General features: G+C 61.5%; 13 protein-coding genes. 11 read left to right on the forward strand and 2 right to left on the reverse strand.

What is annotated here, in order from left to right; all coding sequences use genetic code 11:
* From ABYW26_RS03775 to ABYW26_RS03825, 11 genes are all read left to right on the forward strand, one after another.
* A partial coding sequence (locus tag ABYW26_RS03775; RefSeq protein ID WP_372603462.1) for a crotonase/enoyl-CoA hydratase family protein occupies positions 1 to 730 on the forward strand: 730 nt, incomplete at its 5' end.
* 64 nt (positions 731 to 794) lie between these two features.
* A complete protein-coding gene (locus tag ABYW26_RS03780) occupies positions 795 to 1805 on the forward strand; it encodes an amidohydrolase family protein (protein WP_372603463.1) in 1011 nt (336 codons plus the stop codon).
* 51 nt (positions 1806 to 1856) lie between these two features.
* Entirely contained in the window at positions 1857 to 2774 is a 918-nt protein-coding gene (locus ABYW26_RS03785; protein ID WP_372603464.1) for an ABC transporter permease, read from the forward strand.
* A gap of 13 nt (positions 2775 to 2787) precedes the next feature.
* Positions 2788 to 3690, forward strand: a complete 903-nt coding sequence (locus ABYW26_RS03790; RefSeq protein WP_372603465.1) for an ABC transporter permease — start codon at positions 2788 to 2790, stop codon at positions 3688 to 3690.
* 3 nt (positions 3691 to 3693) lie between these two features.
* Positions 3694 to 4734, forward strand: coding sequence for an ABC transporter ATP-binding protein (locus tag ABYW26_RS03795; protein ID WP_372603466.1), 1041 nt, complete (start codon positions 3694 to 3696; stop codon positions 4732 to 4734).
* Positions 4734 to 5747 carry an ABC transporter ATP-binding protein gene (locus ABYW26_RS03800; protein ID WP_372603467.1) on the forward strand — a complete coding sequence of 338 codons (1014 nt, stop codon included), beginning with the start codon at positions 4734 to 4736 and terminating at the stop codon, positions 5745 to 5747. Before ABYW26_RS03795 ends, ABYW26_RS03800 begins: the two co-directional genes overlap by 1 nt.
* A 12-nt stretch (positions 5748 to 5759) precedes the next feature.
* Positions 5760 to 6773, forward strand: coding sequence for a hypothetical protein (locus tag ABYW26_RS03805; protein ID WP_372603468.1), 1014 nt, complete (start codon positions 5760 to 5762; stop codon positions 6771 to 6773).
* 20 nt (positions 6774 to 6793) lie between these two features.
* Entirely contained in the window at positions 6794 to 7453 is a 660-nt protein-coding gene (locus ABYW26_RS03810; protein ID WP_372603469.1) for an RraA family protein, read from the forward strand.
* 295 nt (positions 7454 to 7748) lie between these two features.
* Entirely contained in the window at positions 7749 to 8798 is a 1050-nt protein-coding gene (locus ABYW26_RS03815) for a 2Fe-2S iron-sulfur cluster-binding protein (RefSeq protein ID WP_372603470.1), read from the forward strand.
* 63 nt (positions 8799 to 8861) lie between these two features.
* Positions 8862 to 10127 (forward strand): Rieske 2Fe-2S domain-containing protein, encoded by a 1266-nt coding sequence (locus ABYW26_RS03820; RefSeq protein ID WP_372603471.1) that lies wholly within the window; start codon positions 8862 to 8864, stop codon positions 10125 to 10127.
* 69 nt (positions 10128 to 10196) lie between these two features.
* Positions 10197 to 10856 carry a GntR family transcriptional regulator gene (locus ABYW26_RS03825; protein WP_372603472.1) on the forward strand — a complete coding sequence of 220 codons (660 nt, stop codon included), beginning with the start codon at positions 10197 to 10199 and terminating at the stop codon, positions 10854 to 10856.
* Between the two features lie 9 nt (positions 10857 to 10865).
* Here ABYW26_RS03825 and ABYW26_RS03830 read toward each other — a convergent pair whose 3' ends face one another.
* Positions 10866 to 11576: an IclR family transcriptional regulator gene (locus ABYW26_RS03830; RefSeq protein ID WP_372603473.1), complete on the reverse strand. Its 711-nt coding sequence runs from the start codon at positions 11574 to 11576 to the stop codon at positions 10866 to 10868.
* 63 nt (positions 11577 to 11639) lie between these two features.
* A partial coding sequence (locus tag ABYW26_RS03835) for a CoA transferase (RefSeq protein ID WP_372603474.1) occupies positions 11640 to 11962 on the reverse strand: 323 nt, incomplete at its 5' end.

Below are 11962 nucleotides of genomic sequence, written 5' to 3' on the forward strand. Positions count from 1 at the left end.
CATCAATGACAAGATGATCGAAGAGCTTGATGATTTTCTAGGAGATCTGCCGGAAACGGTGCGGGTCATCATCCTGCATGGCGAAGGCGAGCATTTCTGCGCCGGGTTGGATCTGATCGAGCGGATGCAGAACCGCTCGCCCAATCCGCTGAGCGGAATTTTCCGGTCGCGCGCATGGCACCGCGTCTTTGACCAGCTTGAGCATGGCCCGGTGCCGGTAATCAGCGTGCTGAAGGGCGGGGTGATCGGCGGCGGTCTGGAACTGGCGGCCTCGACCCATGTGCGGGTCTGCGAAGCCTCGGCCTATTTCCAATTGCCCGAAGGCCAGCGCGGCATATTTGTCGGCGGTGGGGCTTCGGTTCGGGTGCCGCAGATCATCGGCGCAGGTCGGGTGACCGAAATGATGCTGACCGGTCGGAAGTTCGATGCCGAAGAGGGTTTTGATCTGGGGCTGGCGCATTACGTGGTGCCGGACGGGCAAGGGCTGGCCAAGGCCGAGGAACTGGCCGCAGCGATCGTCGGCAATTCGGCCGTGTCGAACTTTGCCATTATCAATGGCGTCTCGCACATATCCCAGATGGGCGCGAATGGTGGGTTCTTCACCGAATCCGTTCTGGCCTCGATGACCGCACAGGCCGGCGGCTTCCGCGAGCGCACCTCCGAGTTCTTCGATCAGCGCCGCCGCGCGCGCGATCAGAAAACCGCCGCCGCGGATGACGGTCACAAGTGAACACCAGCACCGGGCGGTTTCGGCCGCGCCGCGTTGCGCTGCGATATTGAGAAGGTAAGGAACCATGGGAAAAATCATCGACTGCCACGCTCACATGGCTGTTCCCACGCAATTGCCCGCTTACAAAGCGGGGCTGATGTCACATCGCGGCGCGCATGGCCGCGGCAAGGTTGGCGCCACGGATGCCGATATTCAGGCGGCGTTCGATCGGGTGGAAATGGCGCCGAAGGGCCATCTTGCCTGTCTGGATGACGCAGGCGTGGATATGCAGGTTCTGTCGCCGCGCCCCTATCAGATGATGCATTCCGAAAAGCCCGCCAAACTGGTGCATTGGTATATCGAAGAGGTCAACGACCTGATCGCGCGTCAATGCGCGATGTATCCCGACCGGTTCGTGCCGATGGCCGGCCTGCCGCAGACCGCAGGCGATCCGATCGAGAACGCGCTGCCCGAGCTGGAGCGCTGTGTAAAGGAAATGGGTTTCCGCGGCTGTCTGGTAAACCCGGACCCGTTCGAGAATTCCGGCGAAAAGGCCCCGCCGATGGGCGATCGCTATTGGTATCCGCTGTATGAAAAGCTGTGCGAGCTTGACGTCGTCGGGCATATCCACTCGGCCAGTTCGCGCCTGCCCGAACGCGAGCCCTATTCGCTGCATTTCATCAATGAAGAAACCACCGCCGTCTATGGTCTGTGCAAGTCTTCGGTGCTGGACGATTTCCCCGATCTGAAGATCCTTGTCAGCCACGGGGGCGGGGCGATCCCGTATCAGTTCGGCCGATTTGACAGCTCGTCCGTGCGCCGCCCGCCGCGCTTTGCCGATCGGATGCGCAAGCTTTACTATGACACCGTGCTGTATTCGCGCGAAGCGGTCGAGTTGCTGCTTAAGGTCATTGGCCCTGAACATTGTCTGTTCGGCGCCGAGATGCCGGGCGTCGGATCGGCGATCAACCCCGAAACCGGGATGACCTTCGACACGATCGTTCCCTTTATCCGCGACTGCGATTTCATCTCGGACGCGGAAAAAGACGCGGTGCTTGGCGGGAATGCTCAGGCACTTTTCAAGATCGACGCGTAACGAACTCCGGCCCGAAACCTTTTCGGTCGGTAACAGGGAGAGAAGGCTGCCATGTGGCGCTATTTTGTGAAGCGACTGGGAATTGCCCTTTTGGTGGTGGTGACCGTGTCCATCATCAGCTTTGGCTTGCTCAGGCTGTCCGGGGATCTGGCGCAGAACCTTGCCGGCGAAGGCGCGACCCCCGCGCAGGTGGACGAAATTCGCGTGCTCTATGGTCTGGATCGGCCGATGCTGGTGCAATATTTCGATTGGGCGGGCAAGGCTGTGACCGGCGATCTGGGACGGTCTCTGTTTACCGATGACCCTGTGTTTACCCTGATCACCGACCGGATGCCCGTGACCTTTACCCTTGCGGTCTCAAGCCTGTTTCTTGCGATCTGCGTGGCCTTGCCGCTGGGGGTGTTCGCGGCGGTCTATCGCAACAGCTGGATCGACCGGCTGGCGCTGGGCATGGCGGTGTTTGGCAGTGCGGTGCCAAGTTTCTGGTTCGCGCTGGTGATGATCTATGTCTTCGGCGTGCAACTGCGCGTGTTGCCGATTTCCGGCAGTTCGACATGGGCGCATTTCATCATGCCCACGGTCACCCTGTCCACGATGGTCATGCCGCAGATCATGCGCCTGACCCGAGGCGGCATGATCGAGGCGCTGGATGCCGATTACGTCAAGATGGCCTGGGCCAAGGGCCTTAGCCCGACGGTGGTGTTCTTCAAACACGCGTTGCGCAACGCCCTGTTGCCGGTGGTCGCGCTGGCGGCGGTGTCGCTGGGATTTCTGCTGGGCGGATCGGTGATCGTCGAGTCGGTGTTCTCGCTGAATGGCATCGGATCGCTGGCCTATGAATCGATCAAGCGCGCCGATTTCCCGGTGGTTCAGTCGATCCTGTTCGTCCTGTCGTTTGTCTATGTCGTGCTGACGCTGCTGTCCGACCTGATCAACGCGCGCATCGACCCGCGCATTCGTCTGCATTGAAGGAGTACGTCCGATGTCCAATGCACCCGCACCTCTCGACAACATGGATCTGCCCATGCCGTCGCCGCGTCAGCAAAGCTGGGAGATGGCCAAGCGCCACGCCGGCCTGCAGATCGGCGCCCTGATCGTGCTGATCGCGCTGATCTGGGCGATCTTCGCCCCGCTGCTGGCGCCGTCTGATCCCTATGTTCAGGATCTTGCAAACCGTCTTGCCCCGACCGTCTGGCAGGAAGGCGGCAGCTGGGAGCATGTTTTCGGCACTGACGGCTTTGGCCGGGACGTGCTGTCGCGGCTGATCTGGGGCACGCAGGTGACTATGGTTGTCGGCTTTGGCGCCGCGGTGATTTCCGGCATTGTCGGCACGACGCTGGGAATGCTGGGGGGCTATCTGGGGGGCCGTATCGACGCCCTGATGATCTTTGTCATCAACGTGAAACTGGCCATGCCCGGCGTTCTGATCGCCCTGTCGCTTGTGTCGATCTTCGGCGGATCGCTGTTGTCGATCACCCTTATCCTGTCGCTGCTGTTCTGGGACCGCTTCGCCGTTGTCACCCGCACGGCAACGCAACAGGTGCGCACCCGCGAATTCATCGCGGCGGCCGAGGTGTCGGGCGCGTCGCGGGCGTGGATCCTGTTCCGCGAGATTCTACCCAACATCCTGAACCAGATCATCGTCATCGGCTCGCTTGAAATGGGGATCGCGATCCTGATCGAGGCCGCGCTCAGCTTTCTGGGGCTGGGTATTCAGCCGCCGACCCCGTCCTGGGGCATTCTGGTGTCCGAGGCCCGCGACACGATGTTCTTCATGCCGCATCTCATCATCATCCCCGGCCTTGCCATTTGTATCCTTGTGATCGGCATCAACCTGCTGGGCGACGGCATCCGTGACATCACCGAGCCGCAGGGAAGGAACTGATCCATGGCGCAAGACAAAGATTTTTGCGGCGACCCGATCCTCAGCGTGCGGAATCTCGAAGTGGTTTTGAAAACCGCCGTCGGGGAATTGCAGGCGACGCGGGGCATCTCGTTCGATATCTGCCCGGGGGAAACCTTTGCCATCGTCGGTGAATCCGGCTGCGGCAAGTCGATCTCGTCCATGGCGCTGATGGGGCTGCTGCCGCGCATCGCCAAGGCGCGGGCCGAGCATTGCGTCTTTGACGGGCACGAGATCCTGAACATGTCGCGGCGGCAATTGTCGGGCATTCGCGGCAATACCCTGAGCATGATTTTTCAGGACCCGATGACCTCGCTCAACCCGGTCTATACGATCGGCGACCAACTGACCGAAGTGTTCTTGCGTCACGGCAAGGGCAACGCAAAGGAAGCGCGGGACCGGGCGGTTTTCCTGCTTGAACGCGTGGGCATCAAGAACGCCTCGGAACGGCTGAATGCCTATCCGCACCAATTGTCGGGCGGCCTGCGTCAGCGCGTGGTGATCGCCATGGCGATGATGTGCAGCCCCAAGCTGATCATCGCCGACGAACCGACCACCGCGCTGGATGTGACCGTGCAGATGCGGACACTGGCGCTGTTGTCGGAGCTGCAAAAGGAATTCGGTCTGGCGATCATCCTGATCACCCATGATCTGGGCGTCGTCGCGTCGCTTTCTGACCGGGTGGCGGTGATGTATGCCGGGCAAATCGTTGAAACCGCGCCGACAAGACAGCTGTTTGCCGACCCGATGCATCCCTACACCCAAGGGCTGATCCAATGCATTCCGTCTTATGCGCCGCCCAATGCCGATGCGGAATTGCACACCATCCCCGGCATGGTTCCGGCGCTGATCGGTCGGCAGAAAGGCTGTGCCTTTCGCAACCGCTGTGCCTTGGCCGACGGCGATTGTGCCAAGGGCGATGAAATTCTTATGCGCGAATTCGGCGCCGGTCATGGCTATCGCTGCCTGCGATCCGAAGACGCATTGTGCGAAAATTGGCGTTCACTCCAGGGAGAGCCAGCCTGATGCTCGACGTAACAAACGATGTTGTCCTAAGCCTGCGCAATGTCGAAGTCGCCTTTCCGCTGCGCAAGGGCTTCTTCGCAAAGCCCGGCCTGCTGCGTGCGGTGAACGATGTTTCACTGGATGTGCGGCGCGGCGAATTCATCTCGATCGTCGGGGAATCCGGCTGTGGCAAGTCGACCTTGGTCAAGACGCTGCTGGGGCTGCAACCCGCGACCGCCGGAACCATCAGCATCAATGGCAAGGATCTGGGCGACTATAGCCGCAAAGAACTGGCGCATCAGGTGCAGCCGATCTTTCAGGACCCGTATTCATCTTTGAACCCGCGCAAATCGGTGGCGGCGAATATCGCGCTGCCGCTGATCCTGTCGGAAGGTCTGAAACCGTCGCAGGTGCGCGACCGGGTGCTTGAGATCATGGAGATGGTTTCGCTGCCGACGCGGCTGGAACATACCTATCCCAGCCAGATGTCGGGTGGCCAACGTCAGCGGGTCGCCATCGCGCGGGCGCTGATTACCCGGCCCAAGATCCTGATCTGCGACGAGCCGACCTCGGCGCTGGATGTGTCGGTGCAGGCGCAGATTCTGAACCTGCTGCGCGATCTCAGCCGCCGCCTGAACCTGACTTCGGTGTTCATCAGCCACGACCTGTCGGTGGTGCGGCACCTGACTCAGCGCGTGGCGGTGATGTATCTTGGCCGGGTGGTGGAACTGGGCGAGTCCGAGCACATCTTCCGCACACCGCGCCATCCCTACACGCAGCTGTTGATCCGCTCGATCCTGCCGCCCGATCCCGAACACCGGCTGCCGCCGGTCGCCTGGGACGGGGGCGGCCCCGATCCGACCAACCCGCCTTCGGGCTGTCATTTCAACACGCGCTGCCCCTATGCGACCGACATTTGCCGCATCGAACGCCCGCCCATGGTCGAAGCCGAAGGCGTGCGCGTTGCCTGTCACGCCTGGAGCGATCCCGAGGCATGGCGCGCCGCGAACGGCGAAATCCCACAGCTTTCTTGAGAGGAGAACGGCATGGCGAAAATCGTTGCCGCTATGGCTACGGCCCACGGTCCGCAGCTTCACACCACCCCGGACCAATGGCTTTTGCGCACCGAATTCGACAGGCGCGCCAAGCACCCGTTCCGTGGCGGGGTCTATTCCTATGACGAATTGCTTGAGATGCGGAAGGACGAGGGGCTGGCCGAGAAATCCTCGCCCCAGGCGATGGCCGCGAACCATGCCCGCTGTCAGGCGGCGATGACCAAGATGGCCGATATCTGGGCGGGGCTGGATGCCGATGTGGCGGTGATTCTGGGCAATGACCAGCAAGAGATCTATGGCGACGATCTGAACCCGGTGTTCATGATCTATTACGGCGACAAGATCCCGCATCATCCGTCCTCGGATGAAGGGCGGCGGATGCTGCCTCCGGGTATCGTCGAGGCCGAACCGGGCCATGCCCCCGATCACCGGATCGAACATGACGGTCAGCCCGAGCTGGCGCGGCATATCATTCAGGCGCTGGTCGAACGGGAATTCGATATCGCCGGGTCGCCCAAGCTGCCGACGCATAACCCCAAAAGCACCGGCGTCAGCCATGCTTTCGGTCACATCTACCGGCAGGTCATGCGCGACAACGTGATCCCGAACGTGCCGATCTATCAGAACACCTTTTATCCGCCAAACCAGCCGACCGCGCACCGCGCCTATACGTTTGGCAAAGCCGTTGGCGATGCGATCCGCAGCTGGGACAGCGACCTGAAGGTCGTGCTTTTCGCCTCGGGCGGGATGACCCATTTCGCCATCGACGAAGAGTTCGACCAGCGCTTTGTGCGGGCCTTGCGCGAAAAGGATGCGGCTTATCTTTCCTCGATTCCGCTGCGCGATCTTCAGGCCGGCACCTCCGAGTTCAAGACCTGGATTTCGCTGGCCGGCGCGCTGGAGGCTGAAAACGTGGTCATGCACGATATCGATTATATCCCCTGTTACCGGACGCCCGCAGGAACCGGCACAGCGCAGGGGATGTATTGGTGGCAAGTCGCCTGAGGGCGGAAAGGATACAGATGATGAGCGACAAGAATGTAGAGCGGGCGCGCAGGCTGGATACGGCGACGCTGTCCGATGCGATGGACAAGCTGGGCATCGAGGGCGTGTGCCGCGGGATCAAGCCGCGCGACCAGATGGTCGGCCTTGCCGGGCGGGCGTTCACGGTGCTGTATGGCCCGATCGACCCGGTGAAACCGGGAACGGTCGGGGATTACATTGACGATCTGGCGCCGGGAACGGTGGTGGTTCTGGACAATGGCGGCCGCGAGGATTGCACGGTCTGGGGCGATATCCTGACCGAGGTCGCCAATGCCAAGAACCTTGGCGGCACCGTGATCGACGGCCCGTGCCGGGACGTGCATCTGTGTCTCAAGCTGGGCTATCCGGTGTATTCCCGCAGCTATTCGATGAAAACCGGCAAGGACCGGGTTCAGGTCGATGCGGTGCAAGTGCCGGTCAACATCGGGGATGCGCGGGTTTGTCCGGGCGATCTGATGCGCGGGGATTCCGACGGCATCGTGGTTCTGCCGCAAGCGCGCGAGGATGAAATCCTTGATGCCGCCGAAGCGATCGAAGCCGCCGAAGATAAAATTCGCGCCGCCGTGCGCGCCGGCACGCCGCTGCGCGAGGCGCGGGCGCAATTGGGTTATCATTCGTTGCAGACCAAGACTAAGGCCTAAATCGCCGGCCACCCCACGCGTTTCAGGAAGCCCCGGCAAGGATTTGTCCGGGGCTTATTTTTTCCGAAAACCCGAATCAAATTAGGGCGGTTCAGACGCTAAATTGGCGGGATTTCCCCGGATTTTTGCGGCGATCCGGGCAGATTTTTGGAATCTATGAAAAATAAAAATAAATGAAAACAATGTATTGAGCGGGATTTTCGCGCGGCCGCAAAAGCGGGTCGCACGGAATATAAGGTAGCTTGACAAAAATGGCGGTCGAATACTAAATTGCATGCAATATGGAGGAGAAACCGTGACCCAAGTTCAGACAAATGCGGTTCAGACCGAGACCGTTCCGGGCTTTGTTCGCCTTCGGGTCAAAGAGGTTGTGCGCGAGACTTTGGACGCCAGCTCGATCGTCTTTGACATCCCTGCGGCGCTGGCTGACGACTTTCGCTATCGCTCGGGTCAGTTCCTGACCGTGCGTTGCGAGGTCGGCGGCGAGCCGCTGTTGCGGAACTATTCTCTGGCCAGCGCGCCGCAGGTCGATGCCGACCCCAAGGTGACGATCAAACGCGTTGCCGATGGCCGGGTGTCGAATGCCTTGCTGGACTCGGTCGTGGCGGGCAGCGAGCTGTTGATCATGCCGCCCAAGGGCGTGTTTTGTCTGCACGAGGGGCGGGCGCCGGTGGTGCTGTTCGCGGCGGGCAGCGGGATCACTCCGGTCATCTCGATCCTGAAGCAGATCCTGACATCGACCGATCGCAAGGTGACGCTGGTCTATGCCAACCGCGACCCCGATCAGATCATTTTCCGCGAGGAACTGGGCAAGCTGCACGCGCAATACGGCGCGCGGATGCGGTTGGTGCATCGGCTGGATTGCGTGCAGGGCATCCTGCAACAGGCCGAGGTTCAGGGCTATGCCGACAGCGTGTCGGAATATTATCTTTGCGGTCCCGGTCCGTTCATGTCGGCCGTTCAGGACGGGCTGAAATCAGCCGGTGTCCCGGCGGGGCGCGTGTTTCTTGAAAGCTTTGATCCGGTTGCGGATGTGCCGGAAACCGCGCCGGTCGCGGACAGCGGCGAGGCCGCCCGTGCCTCGATCCGGTATAAGGGCGAAGAGCACCAGATCGACGTGCGCAAGGGCGAGACGATCCATGCCGCGGCCTCGCGTCAGGGGCTGAACCTGCCGTTCTCGTGCAAGGCGGCCTTCTGTGGCCTGTGCATCGCCCGCGTTACGTCCGGGTCGGTGCAATTGCAGGACAATCTGGGTGGCATTTCCGATGACCAGATCGCCGAAGGCCTGACGCTGACCTGTCAGGCGCTGGTCGACAGTGCCGAAGTCAGCATCGCTTTCGATTGAGTTTACCAAAACGTGCCAGGGCCGCGGCCCCGCATGAAATGAATACCGAAGAGGGAGAACACCATGCTATCCATTGAGGACAACAACCTGCTGACGCAGACCGGCCCGGACACGCCGATGGGCGATCTGTTCCGGCGTTTCTGGTTGCCCGTAGCGCTGTCGCGCGAAGTCGGCACCTTTGACAAAGGCCCGACCAAGGTCAATGTTCTGGGCGAGAAACTGATCGCGTTCCGCAACAAGGACCTGTCGATCGGTCTGGTCGATTCCATGTGTCCGCACCGTCTGGCGAACCTGTATTGGGGCCGCAACGAAGGCGACGGTCTGCGCTGTGTTTATCACGGCTGGAAATTCGACAAGGACGGCAACTGTCTGGAACAGCCGGCTGAATCCGAGCAGACCTGCTTCAAGGAACACGTCAAGCTGCGGGCCTATCCCGCGCGTGAAGCCGCTGGCGTGATCTGGGCCTATATGGGCCCCGAGGACAAACAACCGGCATTCCCCGAATTCGAATTCGCGCTGGTGCCCGAGGATCACACCTATTCGTCCAAGCGTCTGCAACTGTGCAACTGGCTGCAGAACCTCGAAGGCGAACTGGACACCGCCCATGTGCAGCAGCTGCATGCGCACGAGGTGGTCGAAGGCTCGATGATCGCGCTTGCCCCGCGGTATGAGATCAAGGACACCGGCTTTGGCATGCTGATGATCGCCAAGCGCGAAGGTCAGGATGGCACGGCGCACGAGGGCAAGATCAACTGGCGCATGACCCCCTATATCATGCCCGCCGGCACGCTGATCCCGCAGACCCCGGATCGCCCGCAGCACCTGACATTCGCGGTGCCGGTCGATGACACCAACATGCTGGGCTTTACCGTCTCGTGGCGCGCCAACCGTCCGATGGACGACGCTGACATGAAGCGGTTCGAAGAGGACGACATTCTGCACCTGCGGGTCGATCCCAAGACCTTCCTGCCGCTGGCGAACATCCACAACGACTATCTGATCGACCGCGCGTCGCAAGCGACCGAGACCATGACCGGCATCGCCGGTCTGCGGATGCAGGACGTCGCGGTGCAAGAGGACATGGGCGGCCCGATCGCTCAGCGTCACCGCGAAAAGCTGGGGTCGACCGACCTTGCCATCGTCATGATGCGCCGCAAGCTGCTGAGCACGCTCAAGGCGATGCAGAACGGCGAAGAACCGTCGCATCCGTCGGACTCGGCCGCGTTCAAGTGCCGCTCGGTCTTTGCCGAGGAAAGCGCGACGAAAACCTGGCAAGAGGTGTTTCTTGCCGCCCAGCCCGAGGGCAGTGTCATCTCTCTTGATGCATAACCCGCAACAGGGGTAGGAAGACGGGGCCTGGCGCATGCCCGGCCCCGTATTCTTGACGGAAGGGACCGTATGGAACCCAGCAGCCGGAGAAGTGGCCAAAGCAGCGCAGAGGTGGTCGAGGCCATCCGCCTTGCCTTTCGCTCGGGGGATCTGCTGCCCGGCATGCATCTGAAACAGGCCGAATGGGCGTTGCGGCTGGGCGTCAGCCGGGTGCCTGTGCGCGAGGCTTTGGGCATTCTCGAAGCCGAAGGCAGTTTGGTCCACGAGCCGCATCAGGGTTTTTCCGTCGCCAAGCTGACCGAAAGCGAAATCGACCAGTTCTATCTGTTGCGCCGTCTTATCGACCGCGAGATTTCCGCGGCGCTGATCTGGCCGAACGAGGACGAACTGGCCGAATTGCGCAAGCTGGATCGGGCCGCCGAGGCCGCGATCCAGAACGATGACATCGTGAAATGGCTGTCCTGCAACGACCGGTTCGTGACCAGCGTCTATGCGCTTTGTCCGCGTGAGATACTGGTGGGCGAGGCGATCAAGCTGTGGCGCCGCACCGAAATCGTGCGATCCGCGCGGGTGCGCTACGAATGGAACACCCTTAGCCCCGAAGCGATCCGCCAGACGGTCAGCCGGATACTCTCGACGCTGGAGCGGCGCGACCGACCGGCCTTGAAAGCGGCATTCGCGCGGCTGACTGCGGCGCGCAAAACCGGCCCAAAGCGCCGCGCGCCCTGAACGGTCTGCTTACAGCGGCAGGTTTTGACGGGGGGCGCCCAGCCGTGCCGACAGTTCAAGCGCCTCGCGCAGAACAGTGCGGGAAAGCTGGCGGCGTTCCTTGGCGTTAAAGCGGTTTTTCGGCCCGCTGATGGTCAGCGACCCGACCAGTTTGCCCGAAACCCCGAACACCGGCGAGGCGACAGCGGCCATATCCGGATGCCGTTCCCCGACCGAACTGAACATCAGATCGTCGGCCTTGACGTCCTCGGGCAGCCCGCCGAGAAAGGCGGTGATGGCCTTGCCGCTGGCGCCTTGATTGGCCTCCAAGGCGTCGCCAACGCGAATATGATCGCGGATCATCTGCGGGGCTTCGCTGCGGAACAGGCAGATCCGCTTATCACCTTCAGGCACGTAGAACGAGGCGTTCTCGTTGGTTTCGGCCACGATCGCATCCAGCACCGGCAGCACGAAAGAATCCAGATTGAACGACGCGCTATAGACGGCAGAAAGCTCGGTCAGCTTCGGACCCAGATTATAGCCGCCGTTTTCAAGCCGGCGAACATAGCCAAAGGTTTCCAGCGATCCCAGCAGGCGCAGGATGGTGCTTTTGTAAAGGCCAGTGCGTTCCGAGATCTCTTTCAGCGACAGCGGGCCATTGGTGCCACGAAATGCATCGAGGATAGATAGTGCGCGGTCCACCGCGACGACACCCATTGCTGATTTCGGTTTTTCGCTCATCTGTTCATGGCCCGGATTAAGAAATGTCGTGTGGGTTATAGCGGCAATGGGCCGGTCGGTCCATCAACCTGCGATGACCTGTTTTTGCCGCAGCAACTCGATTGTGGTCGGGGCAAGGCCCAGCGTTTCAAGGATCGCGACGGTATGCTGGCCCAGTGTTGGGGGCGGGGTCTGGGCGGTGGGCTCGGAATCGCCCAGCCGAAAGCCGGTGCGCGCCACACGCGTGGGTTTGGCGTCTGCGGTGGCGGGGAATTCCTGCACCAACCGGCGTCCGGTGATCTGAGGGTGCGCCAACACCTGCGGAACGCTCAGAACCGGGCCAGCGGGCACGCCGTGGCGGGTCAGGGCCGCGACCCAGTGTTCGACCGTGTTGGCCGCCAGTGCGG

It is taken from the genome of Actibacterium sp. (genome assembly GCF_041584535.1).
GTDB lineage: Bacteria > Pseudomonadota > Alphaproteobacteria > Rhodobacterales > Rhodobacteraceae > Actibacterium_D.

Excerpts from the sequence above, each read along its gene's own strand:
- ABYW26_RS03780 (WP_372603463.1), top strand. The coding sequence starts at position 795 with ATGGGAAAAATCATCGACTGCCACGCTCACATGGCTGTTCCCACGCAA.
- ABYW26_RS03785 (WP_372603464.1), top strand. The coding sequence starts at position 1,857 with ATGTGGCGCTATTTTGTGAAGCGACTGGGAATTGCCCTTTTGGTGGTG.
- ABYW26_RS03790 (WP_372603465.1), top strand. The coding sequence starts at position 2,788 with ATGTCCAATGCACCCGCACCTCTCGACAACATGGATCTGCCCATGCCG.
- ABYW26_RS03795 (WP_372603466.1), top strand. The coding sequence starts at position 3,694 with ATGGCGCAAGACAAAGATTTTTGCGGCGACCCGATCCTCAGCGTGCGG.
- ABYW26_RS03800 (WP_372603467.1), top strand. The coding sequence starts at position 4,734 with ATGCTCGACGTAACAAACGATGTTGTCCTAAGCCTGCGCAATGTCGAA.
- ABYW26_RS03805 (WP_372603468.1), top strand. The coding sequence starts at position 5,760 with ATGGCGAAAATCGTTGCCGCTATGGCTACGGCCCACGGTCCGCAGCTT.
- ABYW26_RS03810 (WP_372603469.1), top strand. The coding sequence starts at position 6,794 with ATGAGCGACAAGAATGTAGAGCGGGCGCGCAGGCTGGATACGGCGACG.
- ABYW26_RS03820 (WP_372603471.1), top strand. The coding sequence starts at position 8,862 with ATGCTATCCATTGAGGACAACAACCTGCTGACGCAGACCGGCCCGGAC.
- ABYW26_RS03825 (WP_372603472.1), top strand. The coding sequence starts at position 10,197 with ATGGAACCCAGCAGCCGGAGAAGTGGCCAAAGCAGCGCAGAGGTGGTC.
- ABYW26_RS03830 (WP_372603473.1), bottom strand. The coding sequence starts at position 11,576 with ATGAGCGAAAAACCGAAATCAGCAATGGGTGTCGTCGCGGTGGACCGC.